The 17,512-nt window shown below is 62.8% G+C and carries 22 protein-coding genes; 10 read left to right on the top strand and 12 right to left on the bottom strand.

Annotation, left to right across the window (positions count from 1 at the left end; genetic code table 11):
* Positions 1-4: 4 nt before the first annotated feature.
* Positions 5-226: a hypothetical protein gene (locus IVB22_RS05615; protein WP_247516315.1), complete on the bottom strand. Its 222-nt coding sequence runs from the start codon at positions 224-226 to the stop codon at positions 5-7.
* Between the two features lie 157 nt (positions 227-383).
* Between IVB22_RS05615 and IVB22_RS05610 the strand changes: the two genes are divergently transcribed.
* From IVB22_RS05610 to IVB22_RS05590, 5 genes are all read left to right on the top strand, one after another.
* Positions 384-914 carry a hypothetical protein gene (locus IVB22_RS05610; protein WP_247516314.1) on the top strand — a complete coding sequence of 177 codons (531 nt, stop codon included), beginning with the start codon at positions 384-386 and terminating at the stop codon, positions 912-914.
* A 77-nt stretch (positions 915-991) separates the two neighbouring features.
* Positions 992-1,468, top strand: coding sequence for a hypothetical protein (locus IVB22_RS05605; RefSeq protein ID WP_247516313.1), 477 nt, complete (start codon positions 992-994; stop codon positions 1,466-1,468).
* A gap of 157 nt (positions 1,469-1,625) precedes the next feature.
* The gene (locus IVB22_RS05600; protein ID WP_247516312.1) at positions 1,626-1,811 is read left to right on the top strand and encodes a hypothetical protein; all 186 of its coding nucleotides are present in this window, start codon (positions 1,626-1,628) and stop codon (positions 1,809-1,811) included.
* Between the two features lie 92 nt (positions 1,812-1,903).
* Positions 1,904-2,578, top strand: coding sequence for an isoprenylcysteine carboxylmethyltransferase family protein (locus IVB22_RS05595; protein WP_247516311.1), 675 nt, complete (start codon positions 1,904-1,906; stop codon positions 2,576-2,578).
* A gap of 21 nt (positions 2,579-2,599) precedes the next feature.
* The gene (locus IVB22_RS05590; RefSeq protein WP_247516310.1) at positions 2,600-2,959 is read left to right on the top strand and encodes a GFA family protein; all 360 of its coding nucleotides are present in this window, start codon (positions 2,600-2,602) and stop codon (positions 2,957-2,959) included.
* 58 nt (positions 2,960-3,017) lie between these two features.
* Here IVB22_RS05590 and IVB22_RS05585 read toward each other — a convergent pair whose 3' ends face one another.
* The gene (locus IVB22_RS05585; protein WP_247516309.1) at positions 3,018-3,725 is read right to left on the bottom strand and encodes a glutathione S-transferase; all 708 of its coding nucleotides are present in this window, start codon (positions 3,723-3,725) and stop codon (positions 3,018-3,020) included.
* 256 nt (positions 3,726-3,981) lie between these two features.
* Between IVB22_RS05585 and IVB22_RS05580 the strand changes: the two genes are divergently transcribed.
* Positions 3,982-4,350, top strand: a complete 369-nt coding sequence (locus tag IVB22_RS05580) for a DUF3606 domain-containing protein (RefSeq protein ID WP_247516308.1) — start codon at positions 3,982-3,984, stop codon at positions 4,348-4,350.
* Between the two features lie 184 nt (positions 4,351-4,534).
* Here IVB22_RS05580 and IVB22_RS05575 read toward each other — a convergent pair whose 3' ends face one another.
* The 9 genes from IVB22_RS05575 to flgB all read right to left on the bottom strand — a co-directional run bounded on the left by IVB22_RS05575 (position 4,535) and on the right by flgB (position 12,932).
* On the bottom strand, positions 4,535-5,215 hold the full coding sequence (locus tag IVB22_RS05575; protein ID WP_247516307.1) for a lectin: 681 nt from the start codon (positions 5,213-5,215) through the stop codon (positions 4,535-4,537).
* Positions 5,216-5,359: 144 nt separating this feature from the next.
* Positions 5,360-6,373, bottom strand: a complete 1,014-nt coding sequence (locus IVB22_RS05570) for a Tim44-like domain-containing protein (protein ID WP_374207471.1) — start codon at positions 6,371-6,373, stop codon at positions 5,360-5,362.
* Between the two features lie 239 nt (positions 6,374-6,612).
* Positions 6,613-9,177 (bottom strand): cell cycle histidine kinase CckA, encoded by a 2,565-nt coding sequence (gene cckA / locus IVB22_RS05565; RefSeq protein WP_247516305.1) that lies wholly within the window; start codon positions 9,175-9,177, stop codon positions 6,613-6,615.
* Between the two features lie 183 nt (positions 9,178-9,360).
* Positions 9,361-10,434, bottom strand: a complete 1,074-nt coding sequence (flhB, locus tag IVB22_RS05560) for a flagellar biosynthesis protein FlhB (protein ID WP_247516304.1) — start codon at positions 10,432-10,434, stop codon at positions 9,361-9,363.
* 129 nt (positions 10,435-10,563) lie between these two features.
* On the bottom strand, positions 10,564-11,334 hold the full coding sequence (fliR, locus tag IVB22_RS05555) for a flagellar biosynthetic protein FliR (protein ID WP_247516303.1): 771 nt from the start codon (positions 11,332-11,334) through the stop codon (positions 10,564-10,566).
* A gap of 14 nt (positions 11,335-11,348) precedes the next feature.
* Positions 11,349-11,612 (bottom strand): flagellar biosynthesis protein FliQ, encoded by a 264-nt coding sequence (gene fliQ, locus IVB22_RS05550; RefSeq protein ID WP_247516302.1) that lies wholly within the window; start codon positions 11,610-11,612, stop codon positions 11,349-11,351.
* A gap of 136 nt (positions 11,613-11,748) precedes the next feature.
* Positions 11,749-12,060, bottom strand: coding sequence for a flagellar hook-basal body complex protein FliE (gene fliE / locus IVB22_RS05545; RefSeq protein ID WP_247516301.1), 312 nt, complete (start codon positions 12,058-12,060; stop codon positions 11,749-11,751).
* 16 nt (positions 12,061-12,076) lie between these two features.
* Positions 12,077-12,502, bottom strand: a complete 426-nt coding sequence (flgC, locus tag IVB22_RS05540; protein ID WP_247516300.1) for a flagellar basal body rod protein FlgC — start codon at positions 12,500-12,502, stop codon at positions 12,077-12,079.
* Between the two features lie 19 nt (positions 12,503-12,521).
* Positions 12,522-12,932: a flagellar basal body rod protein FlgB gene (gene flgB, locus IVB22_RS05535; protein WP_247516299.1), complete on the bottom strand. Its 411-nt coding sequence runs from the start codon at positions 12,930-12,932 to the stop codon at positions 12,522-12,524.
* Positions 12,933-13,365: 433 nt separating this feature from the next.
* Here flgB and IVB22_RS05530 point away from each other — a divergent pair, with 433 nt between their 5' ends.
* The 4 genes from IVB22_RS05530 (at position 13,366) to IVB22_RS05515 (ending at position 16,810) form a co-directional block, all read left to right on the top strand.
* Complete coding sequence (locus IVB22_RS05530; RefSeq protein ID WP_247516298.1) at positions 13,366-14,397, top strand: flagellar biosynthetic protein FliO; 1,032 nt, start codon at positions 13,366-13,368, stop codon at positions 14,395-14,397.
* Positions 14,394-15,149: a flagellar type III secretion system pore protein FliP gene (fliP, locus tag IVB22_RS05525; protein ID WP_247516297.1), complete on the top strand. Its 756-nt coding sequence runs from the start codon at positions 14,394-14,396 to the stop codon at positions 15,147-15,149. The genes IVB22_RS05530 and fliP overlap by 4 nt, the downstream gene beginning before the upstream one ends.
* Before the next feature lie 228 nt (positions 15,150-15,377).
* A complete protein-coding gene (locus IVB22_RS05520; RefSeq protein WP_247516947.1) occupies positions 15,378-16,361 on the top strand; it encodes a GGDEF domain-containing protein in 984 nt (327 codons plus the stop codon).
* Between the two features lie 125 nt (positions 16,362-16,486).
* Positions 16,487-16,810, top strand: coding sequence for a copper-binding protein (locus IVB22_RS05515; RefSeq protein ID WP_247516296.1), 324 nt, complete (start codon positions 16,487-16,489; stop codon positions 16,808-16,810).
* 256 nt (positions 16,811-17,066) lie between these two features.
* Here IVB22_RS05515 and IVB22_RS05510 read toward each other — a convergent pair whose 3' ends face one another.
* On the bottom strand, positions 17,067-17,297 hold the full coding sequence (locus tag IVB22_RS05510) for a hypothetical protein (RefSeq protein ID WP_247516295.1): 231 nt from the start codon (positions 17,295-17,297) through the stop codon (positions 17,067-17,069).
* Positions 17,298-17,512: the final 215 nt, after the last annotated feature.

Genomic DNA, 17,512 nt, shown 5'->3' with positions numbered 1-17,512 from the left:
GTTGCTACGAGCCCAGCCGTCCGATGCGTTCTAGCGCTTCGGCTTGCGACAGGAGCTTGCGGTTAGGATCGGCGCGACGGCGACGAACCTCGGCCACTTGCGCATCGGTCAAACGCATGTCCCGCATATGCTTGACATAGTCGAGCAACGCACCCGCCGCGGCGTCCTGTTCGCCTTCCGGCAATTGCTCGACCTGACGCAAGGCTTGTTCGAGTAGTTTTGTCATGAGGGTAGTCTAGCACACTGGGCGCGCGAAATCACTATGCCCCCTCCCCTTGGTACCCTCGCAGTCACTACCGCCGCCGGCTCACGTTTGAACCCTTCCCGGTCCTCCCCAGACAAAGGAAGGTTCCAATATTCTGCCCAACTGATTGCCATTGTAAATGAACTCCGCCACCACAGTGCCCGACGCAGCCCCTGTCCCGATCCATCCCCCGCGGCTGCTCGGGCTTTACCTGCTTCTGATTGTCATCGCCGCGATCGAAGCCTTCGACGGGCTCTCGCACGTGCCGACGCTGTTCGGCGACATGTCGGAAATTCCCGGCCCCGGCATCGGCGGCGCGATCATCAAGACCTATATCGCAAGCCACCCGTTGCTGGCGCTGGCAGCGCTGGCGTTCGCCACCGTCGGCCGGCTGCGTTACGCGATCATCACGCTTGGCGCGCTCGTGCTCATGACCTGGCTGAACTTCATGCCCTCGGTGGTGCGGCACGGGTTCGATTTCCGCGGAGTCTCCGCCTTCGAGACGCCGATCCGGATGATCGCGTTTCCGCTGATGGCCGCCTGCGCCATCGCGCTTGCCGCGCGCGGCCAGCGGCTGGGACTCGCCACCATGCTGGTCAGCATTCCCACGCTGTACGGCATTTTCGCCGTGATCGCCTTCGGGATCGGCGTGATCCTCTACGGTTTCTGACAAGCAAGTTGACTTCCGCACGCGGCCCTTGCAGGAAATCCGCGCGCGGGGTTCAATGGTGCAAAGGGGCATTCACGATGGCTTTGGGACCACATCTTCGACAACCGACCTTGTTTGCCGCGACGCTCGCGCTGGTCGCCGCGTTCAGCGTTTCGCCGGCGCGCGCCGACCGCTGCGAGGATATCGCCAAGGAGTTGAAAAATCAGATCGACGGACTGAAGATCAGCGTCAACACCGGCAACATGATCTATCTGACGCACCCGGCAGCCAAGGAATTCTCGCTCGGCTGCCGCGGCCGCAATTATTCCAACGAGCTTTATGCGAAAACCGATCGAAAGCCCAAGCCGGCATTCTTCGAACTGATCGCATCAGCCGGCGCTATCGTCTTCACCATTCCGAAGCAAGACGTTGCGACCGGCTCTTCGCGCTGCATCAAGCGCATGGGTATTCTCCGCGGCGATAAGATCTCCATGCGCTTCCGCCGGCTCAACATGGAATGCACGCGCACCAAGGCCGAGGCTTCTATCGTGGTGACCCGCGGCAAGGACGAGTAGGCCCAACTCTCGATCCGTCGCATTCTAACGATTTCGCGAGCCGTCCGTTCACCATTGGACGGGGATTGCCGGCGTTAGCGCGGGATTGCCGCGCCGGATTCACCAATCGTTCGTTTCAAGCCGGCCAGTGTCGGAGGCAACCAAAAGGATGCTTCCGATGAATGTCTCCGCTGTCCCCGCAACGGTGGTAGTCAAACCGCCTGAAGTCCCGGTGTTCAAGGCCCCCGACAAGACCCCCGACGTCCAAAACGGCGCTGCCGCCGACGGCACCCGCACGCCGAAGCCGACGCAAGTAGCTCCCCTGCCGCCGGGTCAGGGAACGCGGATCGACCAACTGGCGTAACGGCTGGCGTCCCCGACGGGGGGCGAAACCAGCGCCGCAAGTTTGCCGAAGAATCACGCAATCATGCCGCCACGGGGAAATGGAACCCGGGCATGATCGCAAAGCTTCTGCTGCAAAATACCATCTTCGTCATCGCGCTCGGCGCGTTGTTGTTCGCGTCAGCCGGTTCGCTGGACTGGCCGGCGGCCTGGGTGTTCCTGGTCGTCAGCGCGATCATCGGCCCTGCCTGCGGATTGTGGCTCGCGAAGACCGATCCCGCCCTGCTCGCCGAACGCATGCGGCCGACGTTTCAGGCCGACCAGCCGGCCGCCGACAAGAAATTCATGCTGACCTTCGTCCTGGTGACGCTGATCTGGCTCGTCGCGATCGGGTTGGACCGGCGCGCGCAGGCATCGGACGTTCCGCTCGCGCTGCAGGCGCTCGGGCTTGCGATGTATCTGCTTTCGAACGCCTTCATCATGTGGGTGTTCCGCGAAAATTCCTTTGCCGCGCCGGTCGTGAAGGTACAGGTCGAACGCCACCATCGCGTCATCTCAAGCGGCCCCTATGCCTTTGTCCGCCACCCCATGTACAGCGGCATCATGCTGTTCTTCGTAGGCGTCCCGCTGCTGCTGGGATCGTGGTGGGGCGTGGCGATCGCGCCGGTGTTCGCCATTCTCTTCGCCATTCGCGCCCGCATCGAGGAGCGCGCGCTGCTCGAAGGACTGCCCGATTATGCTGACTACGCCGCGCGCGTGCGCTATCGTCTGGTGCCCGGACTTTGGTGAACATAACGATGGCGGACAAGAATGCCCGATAGCAAGACCTACACCGGCGGCTGCCATTGCGGCCAGGTGCGCTTCGAATGCACCACCGACCTTTCAATGGTCACCGCCTGCAACTGCTCGATCTGCACCAAGAAGGGGCTGCATTTCACCTTCCTCGACCCGAAGAGTTTTCAGCTCCGCGCCGGCGAGGAAAACTTGAAGGAGTATCTCTTCAACAAGCACGCAATCCACCACCAGCTTTGCGTTGATTGCGGCGTCGACGTCTTCGCGCGTGGCAAGAAGCCCGACGGCAGCGACGTGGTGGCGCTCAATGTGAGCTGCATCGACGGCATCGAATTGTCGAAGCTGAAGATGACGCCGGTGGATGGACGGAGCATGTAGGGACTACCACCGCTCGTCATGGCTGCGCTTGACCCGGCCATGACGGCGAGTTCGCACTTCACCCATCCAGCGCCTTGTACCTCCGGAAAATCCCATCCTCGTTGAACGCAATCCTTCGGTCGCTCGCCAGATACGTCTTGATGTTCGGCCGCACCGCAACGCGGTCGTGCAGTTCGACCAGGCCGGGAATTTTCCGTTCGAAGGCCTTCATGCGCTTTGGAAATGCGTAGCGAAGTCCCTCGACGATCTGGAACAGCGACAGGTCGACGTAGGTCAGGCGACGGCCAGTGACATAAGTCCCGCCATTGGCCGCCAGCAGGTCCTCGAAATAGCCGAGATATTTCGGCACGCGCGCCTTCCAGAACTCATCGGTGCGTTTCTTCGCCGGCGCTTTCTGCTCCTCGTAGTACAGCGAGGGGCCGAGCGGGTGATGGGTGTCATGAATTTCCAGCACCAGATCGGCGATCGTGAGCTGCAATTGATGCACCCAGAGCTTGCCGGCTTCCGACTTCGGCGCCAGCCCGTGCCGCGATCCCAGATAAAGCAGGATGTTGGCGGTCTGCCCGATCACGAGCTTTCCGTCCTTGAGGAACGGCGGCGCGAAGGGCGGCGCTCCCTTCCGCGTTTCCATCATTCGCATCATCGCGGCCATGCCGTTGCCACGGCGCGCGACGTCGGCGTAGCGGGCGCCCGCTTCTTCCAGTGCGAGGCGGACATATTCGCCGCGGCCTTGAATCATTGGCCAGTAATAGAGCTCGTAACGCATCGATGGCACCTCCGCTGCCGGTTTGACCGATATAACAAATCACCCCGTGGTTCGTTCGTCACGCCAAACGCGATGTCCGCGCGACCGCCGCAGCATGAACGCTGCGCGCGGATCTCCACAGGTCCGAATCTGTCCGAATGCGAGCCGGCGTGATAGGTTGCTTCCCGTTTGAAGCGTCGATTTCTCAACACGACAGGAGAATGGGAATGGCGGACAACAGGAAGAACGCGGCGGAGCCGATCGCGGGCTGATCGCGTTGAGCGAGCCTTACGAGGTCGCCTACTGGTCGAAGAAATTCAAGATCACGCCGGCCAAGCTGAAGGCCGCCGTCAAGAACGTGGGGCACTCCGCCAAGAAGGTGGCCGCCTACATCAAGCTGCAGAAGCACAAGGCCGCCGACCGGGCGCGGATTTCGGTGAGCCAGCCCTACGAAGTCAGCTACTGGTCGAAGAAGTTCAAGGTCACGCCCGCCAAATTGAAGGCCGCCGTCGCCGCCGTCGGGCATTCGTCGAAAGCCGTCGGCGCCCATCTCGCCAAGCGCAAGGCGCCGAAGAAGGCGAAGAAGAGCGCCAGCAAGGCCCCTCGGAAAACGACAAAGAAGCGCGCAAAGAAAAAGGCCGCCTAGCGGCGGCCTTTTTCGCAAAGCTTTGCATCGGTATCGGCCGCCGGGTGCGTCGTCGACCAGAACGACGGCCCATGCGATTTCGAATGAGCGAACTTAGCCCGGGTGAAGCGCAGCGAAACCCGGGGTCTCCTTGCGAGAGTGACCCCGGGTTTCGCTTCGCTCCACCCGGGGCTACGGCGTGAACTCAGTTCGCCGCGAAGCAATAGAACAGCCCGTCACCGCCGGTGCTCTTCAGGTCGGCTTGCGAGCAGCCGCCGTCCGGGCCGCGCGAGGGATGCGACGTGTTCCAGGATTTCGAGGCATCGTCGTCGCGCATGCCGACGCGGTCGGAATGACCGACCATCGCCGCACCTTGTGTCGAGCTCGTCCAGTTCTTGCAGGTGCGATCCTCGCCCGCCGCAAACGCTGACCCGTCCGCCTGCGATCCGGTCAGCACGTCGTGTCGATTGGGCGCATCGCCGCGGCCGTTGATGACCTCGCCCTTCTCGCTCAGCGCGGTCTGCTTGGTGAGGCCGTTGGCGCCGTGCAGTTCCGCGACGTCCTTGGCGACCACCGCGCCTTTCGCATTCTTCCACGGCCCCTTGCCGATGCGATCGCGCGCATTGACGGCCGGCGTGCCGTCGGCGGCCTGCGTCGAGAGGTAGGCGCGCCAGGTCTTGCCACCCGCTCCGGCTGCCTGCGCCAATGTCTGGCAGTGATTGTCGGCGCCGGCGAGCCCACCGAGATTGCCGCCATTGCCGATGCCGTTGCTGGTCAGGAAGAAACTGGTATCGGCTGATTGCGCCTGCGCGGGCGCACTGGCGAGAGCCGATATGGCGGCAAGCGCAAAGCATGCCGGCGAGATGATTCTGGCGAAGCTCTTCATCTGGTTTCTCCCTGTTATTTTTTGTTCGTTGGCATCAACACATCACGGCGACCAATATTCCGGCACGGAATGAAGCGGGCATTCTGGCAAAGAAAAAGGCGCCGCGGAACGAACCGCAGCGCCTTCCTCGTCACGTTGCAGCGATCAGCCGGTCTGCTGGATCGCCGAGAGTTCCCAGTCGCTTCCACGCCGCCGGGCGAAGGTCCACACTTCGGTGGCTTCGATCGGAGTTTCGCTGCCCGAAACCAGACGGCCGGTGGTGCGCTCCGTGGTCTTGTCGATCAGCGAGAACCGCATCGCCACGCTGGCGAAATCGGTTTCGCCTTCCCGCCAGGCTTCCGCGAGGTCGCCCTGCAGCAGCTTGACGTCGGTCACCTTGTTGACGTCGTTGCGGGCCTTGTTCTCCTCGAGATCCTTGGAGAAGTAGGACACCATCTCGGGCGTCGCCAGCGTATGCAGTTTGGCGACGTCCTCGTTCGACCATGCAGCCTGAACCTCGCCGAGCAGACGCTCGAACGCTTCATAGTCAGCCGGCTGGATTTCCAGCGCCGGCTGGTTCGATCCCAGTCCAAAGCCACCCAGTCCGGAGCGGAAGTTGGTCTGGGCGCCGGGGCCTTCAGCGGCAGGAGCAGGTCCCGTCGCGTAGGCGGAGGCCGGCGTATGGCGGCGCTGCCACCACGACATCGCCAGCCGCACCACGATAACGATCAGGGCGATCTGCAGCAGCAGGCCGATGATCGAGGACAGGCCGCCGAGACCGGAGAACAAGCCGCCGCCGGTCAGCATGCCGAACAGGCCTGCGCCAAGGAAGCCCATGGCGAGACCGCCAAGCATGCCCCCCATCATTCCGGGCCGGTTGAAGAAGCCGCCCTTGGCGGCCGCGCCGGCAGCCGCCGGTGCGCCCACGCCAGGAGTACCCGGCTGGGTAAAGCTACGGTTCATGGGTTGCGCCGTGCCCGGCGCGGTGGTCGTGCTCGGGGGCGCCGAATAGGTCTTCGATCCTCGCGAACCGGAGCTGCCGCCACCGCCAACGCGGGCATCAGCCGCCGAAATCGTGATCGCCAACGGAACCGCAACCGACATCACGATCGCGATGGTCCGTATAATTCCGCGCGCAGTCTGCGTGAAATTCATGTCTTTTTCCTCGTTCCCCGACATTGGAGAAGTGCTCCTAAGATGGGCAGGATCGCCCAAAAGTGAAGCCGCCATAGGGACGCATGGCTGCGGCCCTCGGTCGCGGGGATGTGACGATTTAGCTGTGAACCAGCATTAATCAATGGTTTAGCGGCGAGCAATGTCAGCCCGCGCTGGATGCGTAGCCGGGAGAACTCGCCTTCGAATGGCGATGATTCCGGCGTGCTGAAGCATTTCATACGGGCGAATATGACAGGCAGGTCTCAAGAAGCCGTCATCGTCTCCTTCACCTTCTCGACCAGCGCACTGAGCGCGAACGGCTTCGGCAGGAAGGCGAATTGCTCGTTTTCCGGCAGGCTCTTATCGAAAGCTTCTTCGGCATAACCTGAGACGAAGATGATCTTGAGATTCGGATTGCGTTTGCGCATTTCGCGCAGCAGCGTCGGGCCGTCCATTTCGGGCATCACGACGTCGGAGACGACAAGATCGACCGCGCCGTCCTTTTCGTCGAGCGCCTCCATCGCCTCGATGCCGTTGGAAGCCTCGATCACGCTGTAGCCGCGGGAACGAAGGCCGCGCGCATTCAGGGAGCGCAGGCCATCCTCGTCCTCCACCAGCAGGATGGTGCCCTGCCCGGTCAGGTCGGGTCGTGGCTTCGGCGGTTCCGCCGCTGCTTCCTTGCCCGCACCGTTGGTCGCCTGCGATTCCGGCTGCGCTTCCAGTTCGGGCCGGTGACGCGGCAGGAAGATGCGGAAGGTGGTGCCCTCGCCCGGCGTCGAGTCGACATAGACAAAGCCACCGGTCTGCTTGACGATACCGTATACCGTCGAGAGACCAAGCCCGGTGCCCTTGCCGACCTCCTTGGTCGAGAAGAACGGTTCGAAAATCTTGTCGACGATGTCGGCCGGGATTCCGGTGCCGGTATCGGAAATGTCGATCCGCACGTAGTCGGCGGCCGGCATGCCCTTGTGGGTGAGCTGGGCTGCTTCATCCACCGTCACATTGGCGGTCCGCACCGTCAGCTTGCCGCCATCGGGCATAGCGTCGCGCGCGTTGACCGCGAGATTGACGACCACTTGTTCGAACTGCGAGACGTCGACCTTGACCGGCCAGAGATCCCGGCCATGCACGAGGTCGAGCTTGACCTTCTCCCCGATCAGGCGCCGCAGTAACATGGTGAGATCGGAAAGCGCGTCACCGAGGTCGAGCACCTGCGGCCGCAGCGTCTGGCGGCGCGAGAACGCGAGCAGCTGCCGCACCAGCGTCGCCGCACGGGTGGCGTTCTGCTTGATCTGCATGATGTCCTGGAACGACGGATCGGTCGGCTTGTGCGCGTTCAGCAGGAAGTCGTTGGCCATCATGATCGCAGACAGCACGTTGTTGAAGTCGTGCGCGATGCCGCCGGCGAGCTGGCCGACCATGTCCATCTTCTGCGACTGGTTGATCTGGTTTTCCAGCGTGCGCCGCTCGGTGGTCTCCAGCAAATAGACGATGGCGGCTTCGGTGTCGCGCTCGTCCTCCTCGACCGTGGTGACGAAGAACTGCCCCCAGCGCTCCTTGGCGCCGTCGAGCATGGCCTCGACCGGCGCGATGTCGCCCTGCCCTTCGGCCGCCTGGTTGATCGCCGCGATCAGAAGGCTGCGATCGCGCGCGTTCACGGTGCGGAAGATCGACTTGTTGGCCGCGCCGTCCGGACTGAGGCTCTGCGCGAGCTTGGCGAAGCGAGCATTGGCGCGGACGACAGCGCCGCTGCTGTCCACCGTCGCAATCGCCATCGGCGTATGGTCGAAGAATCGCATGAAGCGGACTTCGGCGGCGCGTTCGGGGTCGGAATGCTCGTCGCGTGCGCGGCTGATCACCAGCGTGCGCGACGAACCCGGCGAGCCGTCGGCACCGAAGGCGAGCTTGTGATAGAGCCGCACCGGCATGGTCCTGCCGCCACGCATGCGCAGGTCGATGTCGAACACCTCGGTCTTGACCTCGCCGGGCACCGCCACGATCGAGGTCAATAGCGCAGCGCCATCGCCGGAGACGATATCGGTGAGCTTCAGCCCACCCGAACCGATCTCGGCGAGATCGTAATCGAGCCAGTTCGCCAGGGTGGCGTTGACATAGATGACGTCGCCGGCCGGACTGACCGAGAAGAAGCCACATGGCGCGTGGTCGAGATATTCGATCGCGTGCTGCAACTCCCGAAACACATCTTCCTGGCGCTCGCGATCCCGCGTGATGTCGGCGATCGACCACACCGCGTATTTTGCTTCGCGCTTGCTCTGGCCGAGCGGACGAACCCGCATCCGCAACCAGCGTCCCTGCGCACCGTCGGAGCCTGCGATGCGGACCTCCTCCTGCTGCCGCTTGCCTTGGCGGGCGGCCTTGAGCAGGCGGAACACGGCTTCGGAGACGTCCGGGTTACCGATGAAGACGCGTTCGATGGGGCGCACGTCCTGCGGGCTCGCGGCGCCCGTCAGCGCCAGATAGGCGGCGTTCGAATAGACGACATGGCCCTTCGGGTCGGTCACGGCCAAACCGTCATGGGCGTGATCGGCGATACGGCCCATCACGGGGTCATCGGCGCCGCGGTCGGTGAAGCGGATGATACCGGCGGCAAAGGCGAACAGATTGAAAAGGCCGACCATGGCGAGCAGCGCCAGCACGCCGAGGATATAGGGCTGGGCCTGGGCGCGACCGATGGTCATCAGCGCCACCGCCACCGCCACGATGCCGGCAGCCACCAGCAGCACCAGCACGATGCTACCGCCCCGCCGCGCCGGTTCGTTGGCCGCAAAGGGCTCGGTCGACGGATGGCTGTCAGTTTCGACGGTCATATGAAGCGGCGTTGCCCTTCGGCGAGGAAGTCACGCGCCGGTCAGGATCGGCCGGCCGCGGGTAACCCCGCGTTCGGCTGGCGCACCCCTCCTGAGTGCCTGAATCGGCCCCGCAAGCGCAAGCCCATCAGGCAGCTATTTGACAGATTGAAGGCATTTCAAGGCGATTTCCAGCGGTTCCTTTCACATTCTCCGGCTGGCAAGCCCGTTCTTCAGGCCCATGACGTAGCCGATGATCTCGGCGACCGCGTGATAGTGCTCAACCGGAATCTCCTCGTCGACATCGACGGTGGCATAAAGCGCCCGCGCCAGCGGCACGTTCTCCACGATCGGAATGTCGTGCTTCTTGGCGATTTCCCTGATCTTTAAGGCGACGTTGTCCACGCCCTTGGCGACGCAGACCGGCGCCGACATGCCGCGATCGTAGGACAGCGCTATCGAATAGTGGGTCGGGTTGGTGATGATCACGCTGGCGTTGGGCACGGCGGCCATCATGCGCTTCTTCATGCGCTGCTGGCGCAACTGCCGGATCTTGGCCTTGATGTGGGGGTCGCCTTCGGTCTGCTTGAACTCGTCCTTGATCTCCTGCAGCGACATTTTCTGCCGCTCGAACCATTGCCGATACTGGAAGAAGTAATCGGCGATCGCGACCGCGGCCAGCATCGCCACCACCGCGCCCATCAGCTGCAGCGTCAAATTGGTTGTGACGCCGAGGATCGCCGAGGGATCGAACATCAGGAACGATTCCAGGCGATGGCGCTCGGGCCACAGCACCGCCATCATGACGGCGCCGAGCGCGACCAACTTGAACACGCCCTTGGCGAAATTCGCCACAGCCTGCTTGCCGAAGATGCGTTTCAGTCCGGCGCCGGGCGATACCTTGTTGAACTTCGGCTTCAGCGATTCCGACGACCATACCAGGCGGTGTTGGATCATGTTGCCGGCGATCGCGGCGAGCGCCAGCATCAACAGCGGCACACCGATCGCGCCGATCACGGCATAGCCCAGCGTATTGCCGAGCACGAGCAACGCCGCGCCGTCGGCACGAAGCTGGCCCGCATTGGCGACCAGGTTGCGCAGCGGCGTCAGGATGCCGCCGCCGATCGATCCCGAGAAGGTCGACAATATCAGCGTGGCGCCCGCGATGATGAACCAGGTGTTGACCTCTTGGCTCTTTGCGACATCCCCCTTGGCAAGCGCATCGTCGAGACGTTTTTGCGTAGGGTCTTCTGTTTTGTCGTCGGTATCGTCGGCCATTGCGGCGCCCTAGCATTTTGTCTGAGCATGATCTCCGCGCAAACGCGCTCCGCTTTTGTCGCGAGGGGAAACCGGTACCCACTTTCCCCTCGCGACAAACGCGGAGCGCGTTTGCCCGGAGATCATGCTCTATTTCAGCGGCGTCAACTCGTGCATCACGCTGATGAAGTAGTTGAGATAGGTCGCCATCATTCCGGTGAGGACGAGGGCGAGGATCAGAAAACCCACCATGATCGACAGCGGCACGCCGACGAAATAGACCTGCATAGCCGGCATCAGCCGCGCCAGCACGCCAAGGCCGATATTGAAGACGAGGCCGAACACCAGAAATGGCGCCGAAAGCTGCATGCCGATCTTGAAGGCCGTGGCAAAGGCGCGCGTAGCCAGCGCCGCGACGTCGCCGCTCGGCGGCAATTCGCCTGGCGAGAAAATCCGGTAGCTCTCGTTCAGCGCCGATATGACCAGGTGATGGCTGTCGGTGGCAAACAGCAGCGTCATGCCCAGGATGGTGAGAAAGTTGCCGATCAGCAGGCCCTGTTGCCCCTGGGTCGGGTCGACGGCGGTGACGAAGCCGAGGCCGAGCTGCTGGGCGATCACCGAACCTGCGACCGCCAGCGCCGACAGCGTGACGCGCGCGGTCGCGCCGAGCACGATGCCGACGACGATCTCGTGCACCATCAAGACGCCCAGCGACGTCATCGAGTTCAGATCGACCTGATAGGCGGCGCGGTGCAGCGGCAGGATGATCAGCGTCAGCAGCAGCGCGATTCCAAGCTTGATGCGCACCGGGATGTTGCTCTCGCCGAACCCCGGCATCAGCATCACCATGGCGCCCACGCGGGCGAACACCAGCATGAAGGTGGCGGCAAGGGCCGGCAGCAGGGAAATGTCGACGCGCATTCATTCACAATGCATCAACCGCCTATGATTCGCGACGATATCCGCATCATGTAGCCGTGCATCGAATCCGCCATGAACGGCAACGCCAGCAATAATGTCACGAAGATCGCCAGTATCTTCGGCACGAAGATCAGCGTTTGTTCCTGGATCTGGGTCAGCGCCTGGAACAGCGAGACCACGACGCCGACCACGAGCCCGATCACCATCAAGGGCGACGACACCACCACGATGGTCCAGATCGCATCGCGCGCCACGTCGAGGGTTTCAGCACCGGTCATTTCAAACGTCCTTCTCTACACTTGTCCGCAGCGACGACTTGTCCGCCGAAGCTCAACGAGCGAAGGCGGAAGCAATCCATTCTTTCTTTTTGCGGCGCTATGGATTGCTTCGCTGCGCTCGCAATGACGGCGTACGTCAGATCGGCATCTTCATGATATCTTCGTAGGACTGGATCACCCGGTCGCGCACCGACACCAGCGTCGAGACCGCGACGTCGGTCTCCGCGACCGCCGTCACCACGTCCATGACGTTGGCCTTGCCCGAACTCATCGCCATGGTCTGGGCGTCGGATTTCTTGCCCGCATCCAGCACGCTGCCCACCGCGTCCTTGAGCAGCGCGCTGAAGGACGGGCCGCCGGCGGATTGGCCGCTTTTCTCGGCGCCGCCGGATTCCATGATGCGCGAAAGCGCGGCGTAGGCGTTTGCTGCAACGGTCGGTGAAGCCATTTTCTATGGTTCCTGTTCAGGCCTTGAGGATGTCGAGCGTGCGTTGAATCATGCGGCGCGTGGCGCTGATGATGTTGAGGTTGGCTTCATAGGACCGCTGCGCCTCGCGCATGTCGGTCATTTCGACCATCGAATTGACGTTCGGATATTTGACGTTGCCCGCGGCATCGGCCGCCGGATTGCTCGGCTCGTACTTGACGCGAAACGCCGACTGGTCGGTCCGGACCTTGCCGAGCGTCACGACCCTGGCATCCAGCGTGCGGTCGAGCGCGGAGGAAAATGTCGGCACCTTGCGGCGATACGGGTTGCCGCCCGCGGTCGGCGCGGTGGACTCCGCATTGGCAATGTTTTCCGAGATCACCCGCATGCGCCCTGCCTGCGCGCGCAGGCCTGACGTCGCTATGCTCATCGAGCGGGCGAAATCGCTTCCGTCGTCTGCCATGATCCGGCTCCCTTACGCGTCAGCGTTTTCCGATGGCGGTTTTGAGAAGTCCGAGGCTGCGGCTGTAGAGCGAAGTCGCTGCGGCGTAATCCATCTGGTTTGCCGAAACCCTCAGCATCTGCTCTTCCAGATTGACCGCATTGCCGGCCGGCTTGGTCAAAAAGCCGTTCTTGCCGCCGTCTCCCCTGAAGCTTGGTGCGCCGCCGGAAACGCCGATATGGGTCGATGCGGTGCGCATCATGGCGAGCGAGCCCATCGCGCCGCCGAGGTTTGCGCCCTTGTTGTCGAATTTCGGCTCGACCAGGTCGTTCGGCCTGAAATTCGGGGTGTTGGCGTTGGACACGTTTTCAGCGAGCACCCGCTGGCGTTCCTGGTGCCACTGCATCTTGGTGCGCAGCGCCGACAGGATCGGAAGGTCGTTGATGGCCATCGCGAGCGGCTCCCGTTAACCTCTGGCAGACGCCGCGAGGTAGGCAGAATTTGCCCGGTGTATGGTTAACGGCTGGTTAAAATTGCGTTCTGCCGCCCTCGACATCGGCCAATACCCGCCGACAGCGACAAAATGAGCGCATTTTCGCCACGAAAACTGCGTTAACCAGCACCAGCCGACGCGACTTGGGGCGCTCAGAAGTCGTTTTGGCTCAAGCGATTCTTGGTCTATTAATTAACCGGACGGCGGCGTTCGCCGCGGGGAATTAAGGAATAAGGCTGATCTCGGGCTGATTCGCCGTCTGCGGATCGCTTCGGAGCATGGTCAGGATGGCGGGAACCGTATCCCGGGGAACATGCTCGGACAGCAAGACCTAAGACCGCACTCGTCGAAGCCAGCATCAAGAGAACGGCCTGTGGCCGGGGACTAAAGAATGCAGACACTGACATTCCTCTTCGCATTCATCGCCGTTCTGGCGCTGATCGGCGTTGCCGCATGGGTGGTTCGCCGTTACGCCAACAACCGCCTCGGCGCCAACACCCAGCGCGGACGGATGCCGCGGCTCGCCGTGATCGACGCCGCCGCCGTGGATGGCCGTCGGCGCCTCGTGCTGGTACGGCGCGACAATGTCGAGCATCTCCTGATGATCGGCGGCCCGAGCGACATCGTGGTCGAACCCAACATCGTGCGCGCAATGCCCAACCGCGATCAAATGGCGCCGCGCCCGGCGGTCGGCGAACAGGCGCCGCGCATCGCGCCGCTGCCCGATGCCGCCTGGAGCGAAGAGGCGGCAAGATCCGATTCGCGATCGACCGACGCCTTCGATCACACCGAACCGCAAATGCCGGAGCCGCCACCGCGCCCCGCACGACCCTCTTTCGCCGACGAGATCCGCCGCCCTGCACCGCCGCCGATGCCGGAACGTCGCAGCGATCCATTGACGGGCTTTGCGCCGGAATCGATCAGCGGTCGGCCAGAATCGGCCCCTCCGCGCCTGGGCCGCAACGAGCCGCTGATGCCACGGCCGCAGCGCGAGTTGCCCAAGCCACCGCCGGTCCGCGAGGCGCCGCCAGTCCGCGACGTGCTGCCTGTCCGTGAGGCATCGCCAGCCCGGGAGGCACCGCCAATCCGTGAGGCGCTGCCTGTCCGTGACACTCCGGCGGCTCGTGAGACGCCGGCCCGAGCGCCTGAACGCGCCGCGGCGCCGCCGCCTCCACCTCCGCCCCCTCCGGCCCCCGCGCCGTCGAGTGCCGACCAGAATCTGGCCGAAATGGCCCAGCGGCTGGAAGCCGCCCTGCGCCGGCCGGCCGAACCGGTGGCGCCCCCGGTTGCGCCGGAAACGCCGCCCGCCCGTAATTCCCGCAGCGAGCCTCCCGTTCCCACACCCGCTCCGCAGAAGAGCGGCTTCGAAAATCTCGAAGACGAGATGGCGTCCTTGCTGGGCCGTCCGAAGAATCCTTCGTGAGGCCGCCGGCTTCTCCGCGTAGAGTTTTATTTTTCTTAATCCTGACCGCCGCCGGATCGCTCGCCGACCCGGCGATGGCGCAGGATATCAGCATCAATCTCGGCCAGGGTGGCGGCGGCGTCACCGAACGCGCGATCCAGTTGATCGCGCTGTTGACGGTGCTGTCGATCGCGCCGTCGATCCTGATCATGATGACGTCGTTCACGCGGATCGTCGTCGTACTGTCGCTGCTGCGCACCGCATTGGGTACCGCGACCGCCCCGCCCAACTCGGTGATCATTGCGCTCGCGATGTTCCTGACCGCATTCGTGATGGGCCCTGTCCTGCAGAGGTCCTATGACGACGGCATCAAACCCCTGGTCGCCAACCAGATCGGGGTCGAGGAAGCGCTGCAAAAGGCTTCGGTGCCGCTGCGCGGCTTCATGCAGAAGAACGTTCGTGAAAAGGATCTGAAGCTGTTCGTCGATCTCTCCGGCGAGCCGCCACCGGCGACACCGGAAGACCTGTCGCTGCGGATCCTGGTCCCGGCCTTCATGATCTCCGAACTGAAGCGCGCCTTCGAGATCGGTTTCCTGCTGTTCCTCCCCTTCCTGATCATCGATCTCGTGGTCGCATCGGTCCTGATGTCGATGGGTATGATGATGCTGCCACCGGTCGTGGTGTCGCTCCCGTTCAAGTTGATCTTTTTCGTGCTGGTCGACGGCTGGTCGCTGGTGGCGGGGAGCCTGGTGCAGAGCTACGGCGGCAGCTAGCGGTCGGTTCCCGCGGGTTCCACAACCAAATAGGTCAACATTAGTTACGTATTTGCTGCGGAGTTTCCCAGGGAATTTAAGGTGAGATTAGTTCCTCTGTGCACAATGGATGCCAGGTAACCGAATTTCGTAGCAAACGCATCACCGGGTCAAACGATGGCAGGCCAGCCTATCGGCGATATGGACGCCGAATACGCCACGACGATTGCCGACCGGGCTATGCGGCTGATGGCGCAGCAATCGGTTCCTGCCACCCCGACCAATTTTGCGGTCTGGTTCGAATATTCCCTGGGCAATTCGCTGGCGCTGCGAAAGACCATCGACATCCTGATCGCCGGCAGGCGCAAATTCGACCCGGCGATCAACCACGAGCTCTACATTACCTATGTGACGCCGCAGTCCAGCCCCGACCCGCTCGGTGACCTTCCCGAGCAATTGAGCGGCCTGATCGCCACCGCCCAGCAGTTCCTCAACACCGCCGTCACCGACAACCAGACCCACATCAAGGCGCTCGGCGAAGTATCTTCCGAAGCCGCTGCCACCAGCGATCCCCGGACGATCATTTCGAAGCTGGTTGACGAATTGTCAAAGGCGACGGCGCGAGCCGCAACGCTGGAGGCAAATTTCGCCGCCACCTCCGAGGAACTGGACAACATCCGCGACTCGCTGAAGGCGGCCGAGCAACGCTCCAACACCGATGCGCTGACCGGGCTGGCCAACCGGCACTCGATGGATGAATTCCTCCGGCTCGCCCAGATCGCGGCGATGGAAAAGGACGAGGCGCTCAGCGTCTTCCTGATCGACATCGATCACTTCAAGAAATTCAACGACGATTACGGCCATCAGGTCGGCGACCAGGTGCTTCGGCTTGTCGCAAAGGTCTTGCAAGAAGGTGTTCGCGAAGTCGATCTCGCAGCCCGCTACGGCGGCGAGGAATTGATCGCGGTGCTTCCGGGCGCCGATCTCGAGGATTGTACGTCGGTCGCCGAGCGCATTCGCCGCCGCATTGCCGAAGCGAAGCTGACCCGCCGCGCAACCGGCAAGGAAATCGGCAGCATCACGGTTTCGATCGGGGTGGCGCAATTCCGCCTCGCCGAATCCGCTGATGCCATGATCGAGCGCTGCGACCGCGGGCTTTATCAAGCCAAGCGGCTCGGCCGTAACCGCACGGTGACGGAAACCGAACTCGAGTCCGAGGCCGGCGCGGCCTAACGGGATCGCTCCAACGTCAGCGCTGGCATGTTTGAAGCGTGAAGAAATTGTCGCACCGCGCTCCGCTGCGGAACTAATGCCGCAATCCCGGCTTATCGTAGACGCCCTACAGCCGGGAGTATTCCATGAAAATCGCAGGGATGATTATGGCCGCCACCGCGGCCCTCAGCATCGCCGGTACGTCGGCCCTTGCCCAGCAAACGCGGACCGGAATGGTGACGAGAATAGATCGGATCAGCGGCACGATCTCGATCAAGGATATGCCTGATGGCACCACCGGCGCGAACGCCGGCGCCGCGACCGAAGAATTCAAGATCCAGGACGGCGCGCGGCTGAACGTCCTGCACGCCGGCGACAGGGTCACCTTTGCCGTGAGCGACACGGCGGGGACCAAGACCATCACGAAGATCGACAAGACGGACGCGGTCACGAAGATCGACAAAAAGTGAGACATTTGCCGAAGCGACATCCAATCTCGTGATGTCTCGCTTCGCAGGAGAAGAGCGAGGCCCGGAGTGCCCTGAGCAAGATGACGTTTCTTCGAAACGTCATTTTGTTTCGGGAGTCCGGGCCTCGTAACCGGAACGACCCCCTTCCGGATAGAGCGGCTCGGTACGAAATGCACTGCAGGGTAGTCTGGCCGGCTTGCTTTGATCTGCCGCAAATTTTCGTTCCCGGAAAAACCCGGCACCGGTTTCTTGCGGACTAGCGCGGCGGCGCCCGCTCCAGCGAAGCGCGAATTTCGGCGACGGTCTCGTCGCAATACTCGTTCAGTTTCTGGAATCGTTGCTGCAGCACCCGAAGTTTTCCGGCGCGTTTCGCCGGCCCTTCCCGATCAATATTGAATCTGTCGGCGGGCGATGGGCGGGACGCCGCAGCCTCCACGAGGGCCAACGCCGCTTGCATCGATGTGTCGTGACCGTTGGTGGAAGACATTTCTGCACGCCTTACAAATTGGCATCCGGCCGGATTCGCTCCGGTGGAATTTCCGTATGGTCACGCGCTGGCGTTGCGAGTTTGCACCGTGCAGTGTGTTGTTTGGATGCCCGGCCGGGGTCGATTTGGTGGCAAAAGATGGACGCTGGTGGCGGACCTCGTATTATTACGGACCTCAATTTCCACGAATAAGATGCAATCGACGGCTATCCTCG

It is taken from the genome of Bradyrhizobium sp. 190 (genome assembly GCF_023073415.1).
GTDB lineage: Bacteria > Pseudomonadota > Alphaproteobacteria > Rhizobiales > Xanthobacteraceae > Bradyrhizobium.
The sequence above is the reverse complement of the archived record's forward strand: the minus strand, read 5'-3'. Positions and strand labels throughout refer to the sequence as shown.